We start from the raw sequence: 19,497 nt of genomic DNA, 5'->3' as shown, positions 1-19,497 counted from the left end.
ACGTATATAAATAGACAAAGCACGTGAGTAACCCAAGGGACGCGTTCATTAATATGAAAAAAGAATGCTTTCTTGATTTCAATATCATCACCATTACTTTCTGATGATTCCATCCTACTAGGAGACGCTCCAAATAGCAACTGACGCTATGTTAATTTTGCGTAAAGACAGCGGGATCTTTTTTCCACTCATTCAGTAACTGGACTTCTTTCTCTTTCAATTGACCTTGCTGAATTAATTGAAGCAACAACTGGTCAAAGCTCGCCAGCGATTGGTAAGACAACTCACTTTCCAGAAAGGCTTCATTTGCTCTTTCTAAATTGTAGGTAAAGATAGACAGCACCTTTTCTACTTCGACTCCAGCCATCCGTAATGCTTGGGCAGACTCAATGGAGGACTTACCTGTAGAAATCAAATCTTCGATTACCACGGCGCGCTGCCCCTTTTCAATGTGCCCTTCAATTTGATTCTCTTTCCCATGTTTCTTTGGTGACGAGCGAACGTACACCATCGGCAGATCCAGTCGCTCAGCTACCCAGGCTGCATGAGGGATACCAGCAGTTGCACATCCAGCAATCACATCGACATCCAGCTCAAGCTCTTTAATTAACTCTACAAAACCATCAGCCACACGGCGCCGAATCTCTGGATATGACATCGTCATGCGATTATCGCAATAGATAGGTGAACGAAGCCCTGACGTCCAAGTGAACATGTCATCGACTTCGATTTTAACGGCTTCAATTTTTAATAAATCCTGTATCAGCTGATCATCCATTGGTAAATGCCTCCTTCACGGTTTCATAGGCGTGCCGAGGGTCTTTGGCGTCCCTGATTGCACGGCCAACCACAATTGAATTGCTCTGTTCCTTCTTAGCTTCTTCAGGTGTTGCCACTCGCTTTTGGTCATGCATCTCCCCTGAAGGCAGACGAATGCCAGGAGTAAGCGTGTAAAATTCTTTTCCTGCAGCTTCTTTTATTAGACGTGATTCTTTAACTGAACATACGACACCATCCGCTCCATTTTGTTCAGCCATCTCTGCGTAATGAACCACCATACTCTCTAATGATCGGCTGAGAAGCAACTCGTTTTGGATCATTCCAGCATCAGATGATGTGAGAATGGTCACCGCGAGCAGTAATGGGCGTTGTGACTCATCTACCTGTTCAAGTCCTTCGCGCGCAGCCTGGATCATATCAGACCCTCCCTGGGCGTGAACGTTAACCACATCTACTCCGAGGCGGGCCAGGTTTGCCATCGCTCTTTGCACGGTTTTTGGAATATCGTGAAGCTTCAAATCCAGAAATACAGGATGATGATTTTCTTTTAACTGCTGGATAATTTGCGGGCCTTCTCTGTAGAAAAGCTCCATTCCGACCTTCACCGGGATGCCTCCCAGTTGATACGATTGCAAAAAATGAAGAGCCTCTTCTCCTTTTTCAAAATCAAGCGCGAAATAAACCGGACGCAGCTGTTTCATAATGTGCCCCTCCAATCACTTCCTCTATAGATGAAAAACCATATCTCTCAAGGGCTTCAGGTAATTGTTCGATCAGTTCTTTACATATGAGAGGATTCTTGAAATTCGCGCTTCCTACCGCAACAGCGCTCGCACCTGCCAGCAAATATTCGATAATATCATCTGTCGTTTCAATTCCGCCCATGCCAATAATCGGCAGGTTCACGGCTTGATAGACCTGGTGGATCATCCGGATGGCCACCGGTTTGACGGCTGGTCCAGACAGCCCTCCTGTCTGGTTGGAAATAATCGGCTTTCTCGTTGCCGGATCAATTCTCATGCCTGTTAATGTATTGATCATCGATAGCCCATCCGCTCCACCAGCTGCTGCCGCTTTAGCGAGAGCAACGATGTCTGTCACATTTGGTGAGAGTTTTACATAGACCGGGACCGTACTTACCGATTTGACCCTGGATGTTACTTCTTCGGCAAGTCTTGGATCGGTGCCAAACTGCACACCGCCTTCTTTTACGTTCGGACAGGAGATATTTAGCTCCAGTGCATCAACTTCCTTACAAATGGTTGCTGCTACATGTTCATACTCTTCCATCGTGCTCCCGGAAACATTGGCAATCAAAGGAGTATCGTAAGTTTTTAGAAAAGGAATTTCTTCCTTCACAATTTTCTCTACGCCTGGGTTCTGAAGTCCGATCGCGTTCAACATTCCACTGGATGTTTCAGCTACTCGCGGTGCCTCGTTTCCGTACCGCTTCTCGCCAGTGGCAGCTTTTAAAATAACCGCCCCTAACTCGGAAAGATCATAAAACTGAGCAAACTCTTTCCCAAATCCAAAACAACCAGAGGCTGGCATAATAGGATTCTTCAAGTCTAGTCCAGGCAGGGAAACTGAAATGTCCATTACAACACAACCTCCTTCGCTTTAAAGACTGGTCCATCACAGCAGACGCGGCGGTACCCTTTTTCATCGTCTTCCGGTGTATGAACGACGCAGGCAAAACAGGCTCCAATACCGCAGCCCATTCTTTCTTCCATCGATAGATAACCGCGCACGTCATCCAGCTGATTCGCTATGGCTTTCAACATGACCGTTGGACCGCATGAAAAATACGTATCAAAGCTCCCGCGCAGTTCCCCGGTTCGGTCGGTTACAAGTCCCTGTTCTCCCAGACTGCCATCATCCGTCGTCACATATACAGAGCCAAGTTCCTTGAATTCCTCGACTAAAAACGCCTCTTCCTTACTCCTGAAACCAAGCACTGTCGTAACTTTTATACCTTGTTCGACGAGCTGCTTTGCCAGGTAGTAAAGGGGAGGGACCCCGATCCCCCCACCTACTATTAAGGCTTCGCGCACATCTTCTTCAATCGGAAAGCCCTGACCGCCTGGTCCAAGAACATCAAGTTTATCTCCTGTCTGTTTCTCAGTAAGAGCCTGCGTTCCATCTCCTAATACTTTAAAAAGCAAGGTAATCTCGCTTTTGTCTGGGTGTACATCTGCAATGGAAACAGGACGTCTAAGAAAGAAACGATCACTAACCTGGATATGCACAAATTGACCTGGATCTTTGACTTCTTCCGCAATCTGACCTTTCAGGACCATTCGATAGGTATCTTTCGCTACGGCACTGTGCTCAACGATTTCCATCCATTCTCTTCTCATGAACTTCTCACCGCTTCCATTGGCGGAATGGCGCGGGCTGTAAAGGTCATGACGTTAATGACATCCACGATCGCTTTTGCTGTATCCAGACTGGTCAGACAGGCAATGCCGTGTTCGACTGCTTCCCTGCGGATGCGGAATCCGTCAGATCTAGCTCTTGATCCTGTATTCAGTGTGTTAACGACGAACTGGACATCTCCGTTCTGGATTAGATCAATCACATCCCTCTGATCAGATCCTACTTTTCCGACCGCTTCTACAGGAATGGAAGCTTCTTCAATAACGGCAGCCGTTCCTTCGGTTGCAAACAGCTGAAAGCCTAATTCATAAAAAGTCTGTGCGATTTCCAGCATTTCTGATTTATCTTTATCAGCTACGGTTAGTAAGACGGACCCCTGGGTTGGTATTTTAAGCCCTGCGGAGATCATTCCTTTAAATAAAGCTTTTTCAAGCGTCTGGTCATATCCAATTACTTCACCTGTGGATTTCATCTCAGGTCCAAGCGTCGTATCAACGCTTCTTAATTTCTCAAAGGAGAAGACCGGCACTTTCACGTATACACCATCTGGCTTGGGAGCTACCCCTGAAGGAAAGCCTAACTCAGGCAACTTTTCACCTAGAATAACTTGAGTTGCCAGTTTAGCCATAGGTACGCCGGTAATCTTACTGAGGAACGGAACGGTACGACTGGCTCTAGGGTTCACTTCAAGAACGTAAGCTGTATCCTCAAACACCACAAACTGAATGTTGATTAGCCCCTTCATGTTTAACTCTCTGGCGATTTTAGTTGTTGCCTCAATGCACTGATCTTCAAGAGCCTGCGCCAGACGCTGGGTCGGATACACACCCATGGAGTCACCGGAGTGAACACCAGCTCGTTCAATGTGTTCCATAATTCCTGGAATAAATACATCATTACCGTCTGTGATGGCGTCCACTTCAATCTCCATCCCGGTCATATATTTATCTATTAAGATCGGGTGGCCATTGTGGACCGTTACATTCGTTTCCAAGTAGGTCTTCAACTCTTCTTCGGAATAGACAATCGCCATTGCGCGGCCGCCGAGTACATAGGAAGGCCTTACGACGAGTGGATAACCAATGTGAGCGGCTGCCTGAAGGGCTTCCTCTTCACTTGTTACGCTCTCCCCGCCAGGCTTAGCGATCTCAAGCTTGTTCAGCAGCTGTTCGAATAAGTCACGATCTTCTGTCTGATTGATAGCATCCATCGTGGTTCCTAATATTTGAACTCCCTGGCGGCTTAACCCTTCGACAAGATTAATGGCCGTCTGTCCGCCGAACTGGATGATCACGCCTTCCGGCTCTTCCAGGTCGATGACGTTCATAACATCCTCAAGCGTAAGCGGTTCGAAATACAGCTTGTCCGATACGCTGAAGTCTGTGGAAACCGTTTCCGGATTATTATTCATTATAATCGCTTCATAACCCATTTCTTTAAGAGCAAGTACCGAGTGAACCGTAGCGTAGTCGAACTCTACCCCCTGGCCGATTCGAATCGGTCCAGAACCAATTACGAGTACTTTTTTGTTATTGGAAGGCAGTGATTCATTCTCGTCTTCATAGCTGCTGTAAAAATAAGGCGTTTCTGATGCGAATTCACCGGCACATGTATCCACCATTTTGTAAACCGGCAGAATGCTTCGCTCTTTACGATAGTTCATTACATCATCGATCGAACATTCTGCAAGACGGGCAATTTGACGATCCGCGAATCCTGCCTGTTTGACTTTAAGGAGTAAATCTTCCTGCAGGCCATGCTGCTTGAGTTCTTCTTCTAAATGGATAATGTTCTGAAGCTTGTTTAAAAAGAAGTAATCGATTCCTGTTTGTTCGTGCAGTTCCTGAATCGTATGTTTTCTTCTTAAAGCTTCCGCTAAGATGAAGATCCTTTCATCATCTGCGGACTTCATACGAGTAAACATTTGCTCTTTTGAAAGATCTGCAATCGAGCTCATGTATAGTTCTTCTGTCTCACCCTCCAGGGAGCGGACACCTTTTAATAAGGATTCTTCCAGTGTTCGTCCAATTGACATGACTTCACCAGTCGCTTTCATTTGAGTCCCAAGCTTTCGGTTTCCTTTAGCAAATTTGTCAAAAGGCCAGCGTGGGATTTTCGTAACCACGTAGTCGAGTGCTGGTTCAAAGCAGGCATAAGTGGTGCCCGTAATAGGATTTTGGATTTCATCAAGCGTCATGCCTACCGCAATCTTAGCCGCAAGTTTGGCAATTGGATACCCAGTAGCCTTTGAAGCAAGCGCAGAAGAACGACTGACTCTAGGATTCACTTCAATCACATAATATTGAAAGCTGTGAGGATCTAAAGCAAGCTGAACGTTGCATCCGCCTTCGATTTCAAGCGCGCGTATGATATCCAGGGACGCATTTCTAAGCATTTGGTATTCTCGATCACTTAGTGTCTGGGAAGGTGCTACTACAATAGAGTCTCCTGTATGAATGCCTACCGGATCAAAGTTCTCCATGTTGCATACGACAATCGCGTGATCGCTTTTATCGCGCATCACTTCATACTCTACTTCCTTAAATCCGGCAATGTTCTTTTCTATTAAACACTGCTTTACCGGCGACAAGGCGAGACCGTTCCGTGCGGTTTCTCTTAGCTGGGCTTCATTATCGCACATACCTCCTCCTGCACCGCCCATTGTATAAGCGGGGCGGACGATAACGGGATATCCAATATCCTCGGCAAAGTTGAGCGCTTGATCTACAGAGCTTACAATTTCACTTTCCGGTACAGGTTCGTTCATCTGATGCATAAGAGAACGGAACTTCTCACGGTCCTCCGCTTTTTCAATGGCTTCAAGCGGTGTCCCTAACAGTTCGACTCCATATTGTTCAAGAATACCGGATTCACTTAAGCCAACGGCCATATTCAAACCTGTCTGACCGCCAAGGGTAGGCAGAATGGCATCAGGTTTTTCTTTACGAATAATTTTTTGCAAAAATTCGACTGTCAGAGGTTCCATATACACTTGATCGGCAAAGGTATGATCTGTCATGATTGTCGCCGGATTGGAATTGGCAAGAATAACTTCGAAACCTTCTTCTTTCAGAGATTGGCAGGCCTGCGTGCCTGAGTAATCAAATTCTGCCGCCTGTCCGATAACGATGGGACCGGACCCGATCACCATGATTCTTCTTATATCTCTACGTTTTGGCATGCTGAGTCCCCCTTTTCTTTGGCTAGGTTTTCTTTTACTTGGCGCAGAAACTCATCAAATAAATGAGATGTATCTTCCGGACCTGGTGAGCTTTCCGGATGGTACTGGGCAGTAAATACCGGGAATTGCTTATGCTGCAGTCCTTCTACGGTCTCATCGTTCAGTGACACCTGTGTCAACACGAGATTCGTATCGGTAAGCGAATCTTTATCGACCGTGTAACCGTGGTTTTGTGAGGTAATATATGTCCTTCCGGATTCAAAATCCTTCACTGGCTGGTTTGAACCTCGATGACCAAATTTCATTTTCGTAGTGTCGCCTCCTGAAGCAAGAGCAATCAGCTGGTGGCCCAGACAAATCCCAAAGATCGGCACAGATCCAATTAATTTTCCAACGGTCTCAATCGCTTCTGGCACGTTCTTTGGATCTCCTGGTCCGTTCGACAACATCACGCCGTCAGGCTTAAGACGCTCGATTTCTTCCGCGGAGGTGTTATATGGAACAACTGTCACGTGACAGTTTCGCTTTGTAAATTCTCTTAATATCCCGTGTTTCATGCCGTAATCAATCAGAACAATCCGATAACCGCGCCCTGGAACGACATATGGCTTAACCGTCGACACTTGTTTAACCTGATCCGTAGCAAGCTTAGTCTCACCTAAGATTTGCAACACTTCACTTACAGGACGTTCGCTTGAAGTCAGCATCGCCTTCATCGTTCCATGTTTTCTAATAATCTTGGTAAGCTTCCTTGTATCAATACCGCTGATGCCAGGAATTTCTTTCGCTTTTAAAAATTCATCCAGTGTCTCTTCGCTACGGAAGTTCGACGGTTGCTCACAATGCTCCTTCACTACCACACCGAGTAAGGATGGGTTCACCGTCTCAAAATCATCACGATTAACTCCGTAGTTTCCGATTAAGGGATAGGTGAAAGTGACGAGCTGCCCACAGTAGGAAGGATCTGAGATTACCTCCTGATAGCCGGTCATTCCAGTATTAAATACGATTTCCCCTATCGTTTCCTTTTCACTTCCAAACCCTTCTCCGACAAAAATGGTGCCATCTTCAAGTACGAGCTGCTTTTTCATTTTGTGCCTCCTCCCAAACGATTTCTCCATTTGATAATGTTAATACTGGAAAACCTTTAGCTGTCCAGTTATGAAACGGACTGTTTTTGCCCTTTGAGATAAATTGGTGACGGTCAATTACCCTGCTTGCTTCTATGTCAATGAGGGTAATATCCGCAGGGGCCCCTTCTTCCAGGCGCCCGTAAGGCAAACCGAACACGTCAGCCGGAGCTTGGGTCATCCAATAAAGAAGCTGTTCCAGTGTAATCACTTCTTTTTCGACTAATTCTGTATAAAGGAGAGGAAACGCCGTTTCGAATCCAGTGATGCCAAAAGGAGAGTTCAAGAAACCTTGCGTTTTGTCCTCTTCCGTATGAGGGGCATGGTCGGTAGCGATAAAGTCGATCGTCCCGTCCCGTAGGCCTTCAAGAAGAGCCTGCCGATCCTCAACCGATCTAAGTGGAGGATTCATTTTAAACATGGCGTCATCTTCAAGAATCGAATGTTCATTCAAAATCAAATGGTGAGGTGTAACCTCTGCCGTTACCCGGATACCCGCCCTTTTGGCATCTCGGATGACGCGGACAGATTCCTTAGTGGACACATGACACACATGATAGTGACAGTCAGCAGCTTCAGCGAGAAGCACATCTCTCGCTATTTGAATGGATTCGGCAATGTTTGGAATTCCCGGGAGATTTAAACGTTCGCTTACCTCTCCCTTATGGGCCACTCCTCCGTAAACGACCGAATTATCCTCACAGTGAGCCACGACAGCCTTGTTCACACGGCTCGCTTCAAGCATTGCCTCATACATTTTTCCGGCTGTCTGAACCCCAACTCCATCATCTGTAAATGCAAAAGCTCCATTCTCACTTAAAGCTTCCATATTGACGAGCTCTTCACCAAGCTGTCTCGTTGTAATCGATGCGTAGGGAAGTACGCGGACATGAGCATCTTGATTAATTTTATCCCACAAGGCATTAAGATTTTCCTTTGTATCAGGCACTGGTCTTGTATTTGGCATCGCGCAGACGGTAGTGAAACCGCCTTTTGCCGCCGCTTTTGTCCCGGTTTCAATCGTTTCTTTCGCTTCCCCGCCCGGTTCTCTCAGGTGGACGTGAACGTCAACCAGACCAGCAGATACAAGCTGACCTTGAGCATCAATCACTTTGTCTGCTTTCTCTTCGATAGAGGAACTAATTTTTTGAATGAGACCCTCGTTAATGAGTACCTCACAAGCTTCCCATCCTCCGTTAATTCGCCTTTTACCATTTACAATTTTTATCTGCATTTACAGCTCCCCTTTCAATAAGGCTTGAATGATAGCCATTCGAATCGTCACACCATTGGTCATCTGTCTGAAAATCCGTGATTTTTCTGATTCGACAAGCTCGGCATCTATTTCTACTCCCCGGTTCACCGGGGCAGGATGAAGAATAATCGCATCATCTTTCATTCTAGATTCTCTTTCTTTCGTTAAGCCATGGTCTTTCAAATAGGATGAGGCAGATGTCTTTTGTTCGTGTCGTTCATGTTGAATTCGGAGCAGCATGAGAACATCACATTGTTCGACCGCTTCATCCATCGTTATGTAGCGATGGGAGAAAGTTGAATCTTTCCACTCTGGTTTTGTCACAAATGACACCCTGGCACCAAGCTGTTGGAGCGCATGAGCGTTGGAGCGTGCCACTCGGCTGTGCTTAAGGTCGCCTGCGATGGCTACGTGGAGACCTTCAAACTCTTCAAATTGTTCTTGTATGGTATATAAATCGAGCAGAGATTGAGTCGGATGTTCGCCACATCCATCGCCTGCATTAATAAGAGAAAGGTTTAAGTTCTCTGCGCAGCTGTCCAGGATTCCGACTTCAGATTGTCGCACGACTGCTACATCCGCTCCGATCGCTTCCAGAGTTTTCAAAGTATCATGTAAACTTTCTCCCTTCGTAAGACTAGAATCCATTCCATCGAGATGCAGAACATCCAGTCCAAGCTTTCGCTCTGCTATGTGAAAACTGCTCTTTGTTCTTGTGCTTGGTTCTAAAAACAGGTTAGCAGCGAATTTCCCTTCAGCCTGCCAGGAGAGATCTCCATTTTCCAAATCCTTTGCGATCTTGAATAGATGATGAATTTTATCGTTTGTTAACTGTTTCATGGAAAGTAGATGCTTCATGTTTCTTCTCTCCCATCGTAAAAAATTTTATAAAAAAAGCACCCCCGAGTGTATGGGGGTGCTGAACTCGCATGACAAACGAGCTCAACCCGTTACACCCTTCTAAGCCTCACTGGACTTGGTTAAAACGTGTGCGTTGGTTAAACTATACCGCTCTTTTATTTTCTTCTTCCATTTCTTCTTCGCTCGGTTCTTCAAACATGCTTCCGTTTCCTTCCCCTTTTTCTTTACCAGGAAGGATTTGATTAAGAAGCACACCGATAATGGCTGCCAGAGCCATACCTTCGATTTGAAAATTATCTGTGAACTGAATAAAGGCTCCTCCGATTCCGATGACTAGAATAACCGAAGAGATGACCAGATTTCGTTTTTCACCCAAGTCAATCTGATTATCAATCAACATTCTCAGGCCGCTTGAGGCAATGATTCCGAACAGGAGGATGGAAACTCCGCCCATCACAGCAGATGGAATAGAGCTGATCAATGCTGTAATCATCCCCAGGAAGCCGAATAAAATGGCAATTACTGCGGCCCCTCCAATAACGAATACACTGTACACTCGAGTAATGGCTAGCACGCCAATGTTTTCACCGTAAGTCGTGTTTGGCGGTCCGCCCAGGCAGGAGGCAATCACAGTTGCTACTCCGTCTCCTAAAATCGAGCGGTTTAATCCTGGATTTCTTAGAAAGTTCCTGCCCACTACTTTTGATAGGACCATTTGGTCACCTGTATGCTCGGCTATCGTTACAAGCGCAAAGGGAACCATGAGAAAGACAATCTCCCAGCTGAACACTGAAAGCGGCGAGAAATCAACAAAGGGTACAACAAAATCGGGCATTTCAAAAATGGCTCCTATAACTCCTCCAAAAGATTCTGCTGATGTAAGAGCTGTCCACTCACTTTTCAGACCACTAGTGTCTACGATCCCTTGAGAGAGTGCAAATAGATACCCGCCTACGATTCCAAATAAAATCGGAAGCAGGGAGAAAAATCCCCGAAAGAATATAGAGGCGATGATGGTTATGGCCAGGGTGACCAGAGCTACCATAAAATGAGTGCCGCTGTAAACATTTCCTTCCTGGCCTGGGAGGTACATGGCCATATCAATAGCGGTAGAAGCAAGTCCCAGTCCAATCACCATAATGACGGGACCTACAACGATCGGCGGTAACAGTTTCGTCAGCCATTTCGTTCCAAACAAGGTGATGAAGAGGGCGACGAGTCCGTACACAAGTCCGGTCAGAAAGCTTCCGATCATGGCTCCGGCTATGCCGTGGTTCTCGGATACTTGAATAATAGGAGCAATAAAAGCAAAACTGGATCCGAGATAAGCTGGTATTCTTCCTCGTGTAATTAATAAGTAAGCTAGTGTGCCAAATCCGCTGGATACTAAGGCAACTGACGGCGGCAGTCCGGTTAAGAATGGAACAAGTATCGTGGCGCCGAACATCGCAAATAAATGCTGTAAGCTTAACGTTAACCATTGGTGCATTTTAGGAACTTCATTGATATTAAGAGCGGCTTTTTGTTGGTTCATGTTGATTTCCTCCTTTTTATTTACATTCAGGCTGTGAGGAATTTTAGTCATAAAAAAACCTCCTTGCTTAAAAGTGCGCAAAGAGGTAGACGTGTTATTGGAACACGTATATCATTACGACCTTTTAAGCCTCACGGGACTTCCTTAAAGGTAGTGATTGGTATGATTTTATTTTTCAAATATGGTCACTTGATCCGCTTCGTCTGTCTCCGAAAGGGTGACGGTTACCACTTCATCTTGAGAGGTAGGCACATTCTTTCCTACAAAATCTGCACGAATCGGAAGTTCCCGGTGTCCTCTGTCGACAAGTACAGCCAACTGTACTTGAGAAGGACGTCCAAGGTCAATGAGAGCGTCCATTGCGGCACGCACCGTACGACCCGTATAAAGAACATCATCTACGAGAATGACTTTCTTACCATCGATATTAGCTTTAATATGAGCTGCTTTCAATTCAGGCTCTGCCTGGTCCTTCTTCGGAGTCAAATCGTCACGGTAGAGCGTAATGTCCAGCTCACCGCCCGGCAGGTCTTTGCCTTCGATTTCCTGAATTTTATTTTTCAAGCGCTGAGCAATCGGGACCCCTCTCGTTTTAATTCCCACAAGAACAAGATCCTCTACTCCTTTGTTCTTTTCAATAATTTCATGAGATATCCGTGTCAGCGCGCGGCGAATAGCTGCATCATCCAGAACGGTTGTTTTAGATTTCATATTCATTCCCCCATGCAAAAAACCCCTTTTCCGCGGAAAGGCAGAAAAGGGGTTTGTGTACACACGAATGCCGTGTATAATCCGTCACCTTTTCAGCCTCACGGGACTGCTCTTAAAGGACTTTTTTATTCTATCCATGATTATGTCATGGCTTGTCCGGTTTGTCAACGGCGGTTCTTCAGAAACGTAATCATATCCGTAAAATCTTCTGGAGGATCGGCCTCAAATTTCAACCATTCTCCTGTACGGGGATGTTCGAATCCAAGAGATTTGGCATGCAGGGCCTGACCCTTCAGTCCCCATGTTTTCCGCGGCCCGTACTTTGGATCACCGGCAAGCGGATGACTAATATACTTCATATGAACACGGATCTGGTGGGTACGTCCTGTTTCGAGCGTACACTCAACCAGCGTAAAGTCTTCAAAATGATCAAGCACTCTGAAGTGAGTAACCGCCTCGCGTCCATTTTCTACAACCGCCATTCGCTGACGGTCTTTCGTGTCACGTCCAATCGGAGCATCAATCGTTCCATATTCATGAGAGATCAGACCGTGAACGATCGCTTCATATTTTCGCTCGACTGATTTATTCGACAACTGCTCAGCTAAAGATTGGTGAGCCTTATCGTTTTTAGCTACAACTAAAAGGCCGCTTGTGTCTTTATCAATGCGATGGACAATGCCAGGGCGTTCTACTCCATTAATTCCTGAAAGTCCCTTACAATGATACAATAAAGCATTTACGAGAGTTCCGCCTGAATGTCCGGCAGAAGGATGAACCACCATTCCTGCGGCTTTATTCACGACCACTACGTCATCATCTTCATATACAATATCAATGTCGATATTTTCAGGGGCAGCTTCCAAAGGTTCTGGTTCAGGGATGCTCCACGTAATGGTTTCCCCATGCTGCACTTTATAATTACTTTTAACCGCTTCTCCATCTACTTCAACCAGCTTATCTTTCAGCCAGCCTTGAATTTGAGAACGCGAGGCATCGGTTATGACTTCTGTCAAAAGCTTATCGATCCTTTTAAACTCGTCATCCGGCCTTACTTCGTATTGTTCACTCACTGTTCCAAACTTCCTTTCTTCTTTCGCTCATCCAGCAATGTAGCGAGCATGACTAATATAACTCCAATGACTAAAGCAGAATCCGCAACATTGAAAATAGGAAAGTCGTACGTGAAAATTAACGTGTCAGCAAAATCTACCACTTCTTTACGGAACACACGATCAATAAAGTTACCGATTGCCCCGCCAAGAATTAAAGATAAGGACACTCCCGCTAGTCTGCTTTCCTTTGCGAATTGCTGCATGTAATAAATGACGACTCCAATCACGATAATGGTAATAATATAAAAGAACCACATTTGTCCCTGCAGTATTCCCCAGGCAGCTCCCTGGTTACGATGGGAAGTCAGGTAGAAAAAATTCTCTATAACCGGAATGCTTTCCCCAATCTGCATATTAGATACCACAAGCCATTTGGTCCACTGGTCAAGAATGATAATAGCCAAAGCTATTATATAATACACGTACATAGGCTGCCTCCATCAAGTATATTCCTTCGCTATTGTACCATAAATTGAGCGGGCAGCATTTACCAACAGAAAAAGAAAATTAGCAGCTTTCACTTCATTGGTCCGCTTTACCGTGCCATTCCTCCCGCACCTGGAAGTTGAAATGCCGCCTCCCCAAGAGACGGCATCTGCTCACCCGCTGTTCATTCATGCTATGTAGAAATTAAGAGCGGTTTTGATTCGGTGTCAGTTCCTTATCAATAGCTTCTTCAAGGGTTTCACTTCCATCAAGCTCCGTCTCAAACATATCTTCCCAGCCCTCATGGTCAATCATCTCCATTTGAGCTTCCACAAGCTTGCGTACGCGGATTTTAAAGAATTTGGCCTGCTTTTTCATCGTTTCCACTTCTGAAGAAATTCGACGAGATTTCTCTACGGCTTCATTAACAATTCGAGATGCATCATTTTCAGCTTCTTTAATAATTAAACTGGATTCTTTATTGGCATTGGTTTTTACTTCTTCTGCTGTTTCTTTAGCGACTTCAATTGATTTGTTAAGGGTCTCTTCAATATTGCTATAGTGGCTGAGACGTTCATTCAACTCGCTTACTTCCTGCTCAAGCTCTTTCTTCTGGCGAATCACCATTTCATAGTTTTTAATAATCTGATCTAAAAACTCATTCACTTCATCTTCGTCATATCCTCTGAATCCTCTTGTGAATTCTTTATTATGAATATCTATTGGTGTTAATGGCACACCAGACACCTCCCAGATGTATTCCATTCGTAGATTAGTTTCGACCATTTGAGTGAAGATTCCTTCTTGAATCAGCCTTTAATTCAATTTAGAAGTGGATACTTTATATTTTTCTTTTTTTGTTAAGCCTTGAATTTCCTCAAGCTTACTTCTGCCCTGACCTCTCAAGGAAATTAGATCTCCCTCTTGCAGCTGAAAAGCACCGTTTTCTACAACACGGAAATTGACTTTTACGTGGCCGCTGTCGATGTGCATACCTGCTTTCTTCCTGGACATGCCATAGATTTCTTTCACGAGAACATCAAGTCTTAGTGAGGAAACCGTTGTATTTTTCATAACCCACGTCTCTTCACTCTCAAGCATTTGAGATAGCGGCTTTTCTTCAAAGTTAACGGTTGCTCGCTTGACTCCTGTAAAATTCATTCGTATATAGTCACTAATTTCCTGATCGGTGATGATCTGGATGACCCCGTCCTTCACGACCAGATCTCCAAGCTTCTCTCGTCTGATCCCTAAAGACATGAATGCTCCAAGAACGTCCGGGTGCTCAAGGGTCACAAATTTTGCCGGATAAGATGCTTCCAGCATGGTGAGCTGGTAATCTTCTTCTTCAATGATTTCGTACTCAGGAGCAATAATGGCCCGTTTGCGCTCGGCTTGATCTTTTCCTCCGCTCAGACCAAAGTTGAAGTCTGGATGATTTCCCATAACCGCTTTTACAATGTCCTGCTCCCTTGGATTTAAAAAGTCGCTCAACTTTCTCTGATACTTGAGCTCTACGTCCTCCCTCCAGGCCAAAACCTGATCAATGAAGGGTCGTTCCTCTTCCCTGAAATGCTGATAAATATCCATAGCAACCTCCAACCAAAAATAAAGGGAACAGATATATGGGCGCTTCACAGCGTAATTCCCAAGACCTGTTCCCATTTTCAAACTATTCCTGCAAGCACATTATACAGCTCATGTAAACCGGCTGACGCAAACCTGAGTACAAGGATTGCTACAATCGGTGAAATATCAATCATTCCAAGTGGAGGAATAATTTTGCGGAACGGCTCTAGAAACGGCTCGACTAAACGTCCTAACGTTTCCCCGAAGCTCGATTCCTTGGCACCTGGAAACCAGGATAACAGAATATAAATGATTACAATCCAGCTGTATATTTCTAATACATTCGTTAAAATACTAAACAAAAACGCCATGACTTACCACCTTTTATAAAGTTCCTCATCTTCTTGCGAAATCATATCAGATATGGAACCTGAGATTTCCACGTTGTCAGGAGTACATAGAAAAGTCTGAGAACCTAACTTTTGAATGTCTCCCCCTATAGCATATACTGTACCGCTCAAAAAATCTACAATTCGCTTCGCCTGATGATGGTCCACCCGTTGAAGATTAATAACCACGGCTCGACGGTTGACGAGTTCATCGGCTATTTCCTGAGCTTCATTATAACTGCTAGGTTCGTTCAATACCATTTTGGAAGAGGACTTCGCACTTTTCAAACTAACGACATTCTGCGTATCTTCTTTTCTGCGGCTTCGCTGGTTCTGCTCGTATTCTTCTTCCATTGGTTCATCAGTCTCCTCATCTACATATTCATATTCATATTCGTCATCCAAAGTAAAAAATGACCGTAATTTATTTTTCATACTCACGCTGATCACCTCAAGTTTTATTAGTTAACCTACAAGGCTGGAACCAATCCGGATATGAGTCGCACCTTCTTCAATGGCTAAACGGTAATCATTGCTCATTCCCATAGATAAATATTCGCAAGGAGCATAAGGCAAATGTTTATCTCTGATTTTATCGCGCAAAGCACGAAGCTGCCTGAATATCCCCCGCAGACGTTCATCGTCAGCATCATGAGGTGCCATGGTCATTAACCCTGCTACTTTGACGTTTTCATAGGATTCCATTAAATGCACAAAGTCTTCCACCTCTTCAGGCGCAAGTCCATGCTTGGACTCTTCCTGACTTACATTAACTTGTATAAAGCAGGGGACTGGGGCTGACGCCCGTTTATTAATTTCTTTTGCTAAAGACTTCCTGTCCAGCGAATGGATCATAGTGATCTTATCAATAACCTCTTTCACTTTTCTTGACTGCAGGGACCCTATAAAATGCCAATTTGCACGGGAACCAATGGCTTCGTATTTTTCCAGCAGTTCTTCTTTACGATTCTCGCCCAGGTTAACAATTCCCGCATCAATAGCTTCTTGTGCACGCTCCACGGATACGTATTTGGTCACTCCAATAATCGTAATATCCTCAGTGGAACGCCCACAATTATAGCAGGATTCCGCAATATTTTGTTTTATTTTTTCAAGATTTTCAACTACCGACATCTTTCTCTCCTTCCACCATCAGCCCTTCAAACCAATAAAACCAAGCATACGCCCTGTTTGTCCCTGGTCACGGCGATGGGAGTAAAACAAATTCTCTTCCTCGTATGTACAAAGCCCCGAGACTCTGACGTTCTCTTTATGCAGCCCTGATTTAAGTGCCATGGACTCATTCAATTTCTTTAAGTCCAGCTTGTACTTTCCAGAAGAAACAGGTACAGCTGATTCTCCTTGAAATCCCATCGGTATCTGATCATATACACGCTGATCAACCTCATAGTGCTCCTCGCTTATGCATGGTCCAATGACGAGTTCGATCTCTTCAATAGAACAACCTTGCTCAGTCAAATGGCCAATCATCTGCGAAACCATATTTCGGACCGTTCCCTTCCAGCCCGCATGGGCAATCCCAATCCAACCGGAAACCGGGGCGTAGAAGAACAAGGGTACACAGTCCGCATAGAAGGCTCCTAGTAACAGACCTGGTTGATTAGTGATCAATCCGTCAACTCCAGCGACTGCTGATTCATGAGAGAATACTCCTTTACCTTTTTCCCCATTTCCTGCCACTTTCACACGGATATCATGAATTTGTTCTCCTATAATCCAGTTTTCTAAAGGAAAACCGGTTTCCTGTGCTAGTTCTTTTCTGTTTCGCAGTACGGTGTCAGATTCATCCTGAACATGGAGCCCCATGTTCAGGGTATTAAAAGGACGTTCACTATGACCACCTTGTCTAGTGGTAAGACCTGCAATTATATTTTCATGATTCGTAAAACAAGAATATTGTCGCAACGTTTCTGCTTTAAAAGGTTCATGCATGTTACCACCTCAATTTCCCTTCATTTTAACACATTATTCATCTTATTTCTTGTATTATTCTTTCGAATCTGACTTTTGAGATACAGAATAACCAGCAGCGCCTGACTTCTTAATAAGAATCACATCAGCACCAATATTGACGATCTGATCCCATGGTATGACCATCTCTTCCTCTTTGCCAAAAAGTCCCATCGCCTTCCCTTTCATCGTCAGGACAAGTCCGCTTAATCGCCCACGCTGTGTGTCTATATCTAAATCGCTGATATATCCCAGTCGCTCTCCTGTTTCCATAGCAATCACGTCTTTAAGCTGTAGTTCTGAAATTTTCATCATTCATCCCCCTTTCCTTCACTATATGCTTCAATGTCGCAACACTTGTGAAAATAAAAGACAAAGCAGGCGTAAATGTTTTTTCAGAAAGACTAGGTTAAAGGTTATTGTTAATTTTTTAAATGAAGCTTATTACGCTAGATGGCCGGATAGTTCAAGACTCAGTTTCGAGATATTGTCTGGAGAAAGTGGCTCCAGGGAACGACTCACTTACCGCGGCCCTGCACGACGCAGGGTCGTTCGACGTTGCCACAGGACGTGGCGGTCTTAGTCGAACATCCCTTGTGGTGAGCTTCCTCAGGCTTCGCTTTCCGGGATCTCACCGATCATGTTCATCCCGCAGGAGTATTCGCCGCTCCCTTCCACCCCTTTGCGATCAAGGAGCGTTCAAAATCCTCTACGTATATACCTTTATATGAGGGAGAATGACTATGATCAACGTTAAATTCCGAGTCTGTCCAGGGAGATAAACGCCACTATAGAAGCATTTAAGACGATTTCAGGTTTCCCATTTTTCCTATTAGCAGGGTCCATTCACAAGAAATTACTGAGTTGGAGAGGAAATAGCGAGACTCCCATGGGAGAAGGAGCTAGGCGAGACCCCACAAGGAGTGAAACAACTGAGGAGGCTCCTGGTAAAAGGAGGATCGACTAAAGTCGCCACGTCCTGTGGCATCGTCGATCGACCCTACATCGTGTAGGGCCGCAGGAAGGCGAGTTATTTCCCCTCCAGCCCTCCTCCCTTTAAACGTAACGGAGCCATTTAACTTGAAACTGAGCCTTCCAGTATCGAGAGTTTGTCTGTAATATCAATAGGAGAGCTTAGCAGACCCTTGAGAAATAACGAACTGAAATTTTCTAGCTACTGAAGAGTTGTTCTAACTTTTTAAAGATAAACTATAATTTTCACTGAGGGCATTTTTACTGCCTTATCGAGTGAAGAATACCTCTTCGAAGGACAAAAAAAGACTGTCGAGACATTCTCGACAGCCAGAACACTTATGATCAAATAGGGTACTAATGCTTATTGAAACATAGACGAATTCATTTCTTTAATAGCAGCTTTTTCTAATCGGGATACTTGAGCTTGAGATATTCCGATTTCTTCAGCAACTTCCATTTGAGTTTTACCTTGGAAGAACCGTTTCGTCAGAATCATTTTTTCACGATCATTCAATTTCTTCATACCTTCGCGCAAAGAGAGTTCGTCTAACCAGATGGAGTCTTTTTCACGGTCATCTTTTAATTGATCAACCACAAATATTGGATCTCCTCCATCGTTGTAAATTGGCTCAAACAACGACACTGGATCCTGGATGGCATCCATTGCAAATACGACATCTTCTGGTGGAACCCCCATCCTCTTAGCAATTTCATGAGGAGCAGGGTCTTTATTGGTTTCACCAATCATCTTTTCTCTCATTTGTAACGCCTTATAAGCCGTGTCTCTTAAAGACCTGGAAACGCGTATCGGATTATTATCCCGTAAATACCTGCGTATTTCTCCGATAATCATAGGTACAGCATAAGTAGAAAATTTAACATTATGGCTTAAATCAAAATTGTCTATGGATTTCATTAATCCAATGCAGCCTACCTGAAATAAATCATCACCATATTCTCCGCGATTATTGAAGCGCTGAATAACCGATAATACTAAACGAAGATTCCCATTGACTAATTCCTCACGTGCTTCCGTTTCACCACTTTGGAGACGTATAAACAGGGCCTTCATTTCTTTATTGGTCAGCACTGGAAGTTTGGATGTATCTACTCCGCATATTTCTACTTTGTGTCGTGTCAAATAAGACCCTCCCAAGAAGCTGTAATCAGTTCTCAGTATCTCCTTGGGAGGAAAAATTATGCATCTGTATTATTAGTTCT

At 44.6% G+C, this 19,497-nt stretch carries 20 protein-coding genes; all 20 read right to left on the bottom strand.

The features are described from left to right. Window positions 1–151: 151 nt before the first annotated feature. The 20 genes from pyrE to sigG all read right to left on the bottom strand — a co-directional run bounded on the left by pyrE (window position 152) and on the right by sigG (window position 19,477). Window positions 152–778 (bottom strand): orotate phosphoribosyltransferase, encoded by a 627-nt coding sequence (gene pyrE, locus HBHAL_RS09335; RefSeq protein WP_014643144.1) that lies wholly within the window; start codon window positions 776–778, stop codon window positions 152–154. Further along, window positions 771–1,481, bottom strand: coding sequence for an orotidine-5'-phosphate decarboxylase (gene pyrF, locus HBHAL_RS09330; protein ID WP_014643143.1), 711 nt, complete (start codon window positions 1,479–1,481; stop codon window positions 771–773). The genes pyrE and pyrF overlap by 8 nt, the downstream gene beginning before the upstream one ends. After that, window positions 1,447–2,379, bottom strand: a complete 933-nt coding sequence (locus HBHAL_RS09325) for a dihydroorotate dehydrogenase (RefSeq protein WP_014643142.1) — start codon at window positions 2,377–2,379, stop codon at window positions 1,447–1,449. Before HBHAL_RS09325 ends, pyrF begins: the two co-directional genes overlap by 35 nt. Continuing rightward, window positions 2,379–3,140, bottom strand: a complete 762-nt coding sequence (locus tag HBHAL_RS09320) for a dihydroorotate dehydrogenase electron transfer subunit (protein ID WP_014643141.1) — start codon at window positions 3,138–3,140, stop codon at window positions 2,379–2,381. The genes HBHAL_RS09325 and HBHAL_RS09320 overlap by 1 nt, the downstream gene beginning before the upstream one ends. Then, window positions 3,137–6,340 carry a carbamoyl-phosphate synthase large subunit gene (gene carB, locus HBHAL_RS09315; protein WP_014643140.1) on the bottom strand — a complete coding sequence of 1,068 codons (3,204 nt, stop codon included), beginning with the start codon at window positions 6,338–6,340 and terminating at the stop codon, window positions 3,137–3,139. The genes HBHAL_RS09320 and carB overlap by 4 nt, the downstream gene beginning before the upstream one ends. After that, on the bottom strand, window positions 6,319–7,431 hold the full coding sequence (locus tag HBHAL_RS09310; RefSeq protein WP_014643139.1) for a carbamoyl phosphate synthase small subunit: 1,113 nt from the start codon (window positions 7,429–7,431) through the stop codon (window positions 6,319–6,321). Before HBHAL_RS09310 ends, carB begins: the two co-directional genes overlap by 22 nt. Beyond that, window positions 7,409–8,704, bottom strand: a complete 1,296-nt coding sequence (locus HBHAL_RS09305) for a dihydroorotase (RefSeq protein WP_014643138.1) — start codon at window positions 8,702–8,704, stop codon at window positions 7,409–7,411. The genes HBHAL_RS09310 and HBHAL_RS09305 overlap by 23 nt, the downstream gene beginning before the upstream one ends. Beyond that, window positions 8,705–9,583 (bottom strand): aspartate carbamoyltransferase catalytic subunit, encoded by an 879-nt coding sequence (locus tag HBHAL_RS09300; RefSeq protein WP_014643137.1) that lies wholly within the window; start codon window positions 9,581–9,583, stop codon window positions 8,705–8,707. Between the two features lie 145 nt (window positions 9,584–9,728). Then, a complete protein-coding gene (locus HBHAL_RS09295) occupies window positions 9,729–11,120 on the bottom strand; it encodes a uracil-xanthine permease family protein (protein ID WP_014643136.1) in 1,392 nt (463 codons plus the stop codon). Window positions 11,121–11,288: 168 nt separating this feature from the next. Beyond that, window positions 11,289–11,831, bottom strand: coding sequence for a bifunctional pyr operon transcriptional regulator/uracil phosphoribosyltransferase PyrR (gene pyrR, locus HBHAL_RS09290; RefSeq protein WP_014643135.1), 543 nt, complete (start codon window positions 11,829–11,831; stop codon window positions 11,289–11,291). A 164-nt stretch (window positions 11,832–11,995) separates the two neighbouring features. After that, the gene (locus tag HBHAL_RS09285; RefSeq protein ID WP_014643134.1) at window positions 11,996–12,904 is read right to left on the bottom strand and encodes an RluA family pseudouridine synthase; all 909 of its coding nucleotides are present in this window, start codon (window positions 12,902–12,904) and stop codon (window positions 11,996–11,998) included. Continuing rightward, window positions 12,901–13,374 carry a signal peptidase II gene (gene lspA / locus HBHAL_RS09280; protein WP_014643133.1) on the bottom strand — a complete coding sequence of 158 codons (474 nt, stop codon included), beginning with the start codon at window positions 13,372–13,374 and terminating at the stop codon, window positions 12,901–12,903. The genes HBHAL_RS09285 and lspA overlap by 4 nt, the downstream gene beginning before the upstream one ends. A gap of 202 nt (window positions 13,375–13,576) precedes the next feature. Continuing rightward, window positions 13,577–14,110: a DivIVA domain-containing protein gene (locus HBHAL_RS09275; RefSeq protein ID WP_041601305.1), complete on the bottom strand. Its 534-nt coding sequence runs from the start codon at window positions 14,108–14,110 to the stop codon at window positions 13,577–13,579. Between the two features lie 78 nt (window positions 14,111–14,188). Next, window positions 14,189–14,962 (bottom strand): YlmH family RNA-binding protein, encoded by a 774-nt coding sequence (locus HBHAL_RS09270; protein ID WP_014643130.1) that lies wholly within the window; start codon window positions 14,960–14,962, stop codon window positions 14,189–14,191. A gap of 77 nt (window positions 14,963–15,039) precedes the next feature. After that, on the bottom strand, window positions 15,040–15,312 hold the full coding sequence (locus HBHAL_RS09265; protein ID WP_014643129.1) for a YggT family protein: 273 nt from the start codon (window positions 15,310–15,312) through the stop codon (window positions 15,040–15,042). Window positions 15,313–15,315: 3 nt separating this feature from the next. Further along, a complete protein-coding gene (locus tag HBHAL_RS09260; protein WP_041601304.1) occupies window positions 15,316–15,771 on the bottom strand; it encodes a cell division protein SepF in 456 nt (151 codons plus the stop codon). 24 nt (window positions 15,772–15,795) lie between these two features. Beyond that, window positions 15,796–16,464, bottom strand: coding sequence for a YggS family pyridoxal phosphate-dependent enzyme (locus HBHAL_RS09255; RefSeq protein ID WP_014643127.1), 669 nt, complete (start codon window positions 16,462–16,464; stop codon window positions 15,796–15,798). 18 nt (window positions 16,465–16,482) lie between these two features. After that, the gene (gene pgeF / locus HBHAL_RS09250) at window positions 16,483–17,283 is read right to left on the bottom strand and encodes a peptidoglycan editing factor PgeF (protein ID WP_014643126.1); all 801 of its coding nucleotides are present in this window, start codon (window positions 17,281–17,283) and stop codon (window positions 16,483–16,485) included. A 54-nt stretch (window positions 17,284–17,337) separates the two neighbouring features. Beyond that, complete coding sequence (locus HBHAL_RS09245) at window positions 17,338–17,613, bottom strand: YlmC/YmxH family sporulation protein (RefSeq protein ID WP_317615990.1); 276 nt, start codon at window positions 17,611–17,613, stop codon at window positions 17,338–17,340. A 1,024-nt stretch (window positions 17,614–18,637) separates the two neighbouring features. Further along, complete coding sequence (gene sigG / locus HBHAL_RS09240; protein WP_223254288.1) at window positions 18,638–19,477, bottom strand: RNA polymerase sporulation sigma factor SigG; 840 nt, start codon at window positions 19,475–19,477, stop codon at window positions 18,638–18,640. Window positions 19,478–19,497: the final 20 nt, after the last annotated feature.

It is taken from the genome of Halobacillus halophilus DSM 2266 (assembly GCF_000284515.1).
In the GTDB taxonomy this organism is placed as follows: Bacteria; Bacillota; Bacilli; order Bacillales; family Halobacillaceae; genus Halobacillus; species Halobacillus halophilus.
The sequence above is the reverse complement of the archived record's forward strand: the minus strand, read 5'-3'. Positions and strand labels throughout refer to the sequence as shown.

What these genes read in the sequence shown, in the direction of transcription:
- pyrE (WP_014643144.1), bottom strand. Translation starts at nt 778, where the DNA reads ATGGATGATCAGCTGATACAGGATTTATTAAAAATTGAAGCCGTTAAA.
- pyrF (WP_014643143.1), bottom strand. Translation starts at nt 1,481, where the DNA reads ATGAAACAGCTGCGTCCGGTTTATTTCGCGCTTGATTTTGAAAAAGGA.
- HBHAL_RS09325 (WP_014643142.1), bottom strand. Translation starts at nt 2,379, where the DNA reads ATGGACATTTCAGTTTCCCTGCCTGGACTAGACTTGAAGAATCCTATT.
- HBHAL_RS09320 (WP_014643141.1), bottom strand. Translation starts at nt 3,140, where the DNA reads ATGAGAAGAGAATGGATGGAAATCGTTGAGCACAGTGCCGTAGCGAAA.
- carB (WP_014643140.1), bottom strand. Translation starts at nt 6,340, where the DNA reads ATGCCAAAACGTAGAGATATAAGAAGAATCATGGTGATCGGGTCCGGT.
- HBHAL_RS09310 (WP_014643139.1), bottom strand. Translation starts at nt 7,431, where the DNA reads ATGAAAAAGCAGCTCGTACTTGAAGATGGCACCATTTTTGTCGGAGAA.
- HBHAL_RS09305 (WP_014643138.1), bottom strand. Translation starts at nt 8,704, where the DNA reads ATGCAGATAAAAATTGTAAATGGTAAAAGGCGAATTAACGGAGGATGG.
- HBHAL_RS09300 (WP_014643137.1), bottom strand. Translation starts at nt 9,583, where the DNA reads ATGAAGCATCTACTTTCCATGAAACAGTTAACAAACGATAAAATTCAT.
- HBHAL_RS09295 (WP_014643136.1), bottom strand. Translation starts at nt 11,120, where the DNA reads ATGAACCAACAAAAAGCCGCTCTTAATATCAATGAAGTTCCTAAAATG.
- pyrR (WP_014643135.1), bottom strand. Translation starts at nt 11,831, where the DNA reads ATGAAATCTAAAACAACCGTTCTGGATGATGCAGCTATTCGCCGCGCG.
- lspA (WP_014643133.1), bottom strand. Translation starts at nt 13,374, where the DNA reads ATGTACGTGTATTATATAATAGCTTTGGCTATTATCATTCTTGACCAG.
- HBHAL_RS09270 (WP_014643130.1), bottom strand. Translation starts at nt 14,962, where the DNA reads ATGGATATTTATCAGCATTTCAGGGAAGAGGAACGACCCTTCATTGAT.
- HBHAL_RS09265 (WP_014643129.1), bottom strand. Translation starts at nt 15,312, where the DNA reads ATGGCGTTTTTGTTTAGTATTTTAACGAATGTATTAGAAATATACAGC.
- HBHAL_RS09255 (WP_014643127.1), bottom strand. Translation starts at nt 16,464, where the DNA reads ATGTCGGTAGTTGAAAATCTTGAAAAAATAAAACAAAATATTGCGGAA.
- pgeF (WP_014643126.1), bottom strand. Translation starts at nt 17,283, where the DNA reads ATGCATGAACCTTTTAAAGCAGAAACGTTGCGACAATATTCTTGTTTT.
- HBHAL_RS09245 (WP_317615990.1), bottom strand. Translation starts at nt 17,613, where the DNA reads ATGAAAATTTCAGAACTACAGCTTAAAGACGTGATTGCTATGGAAACA.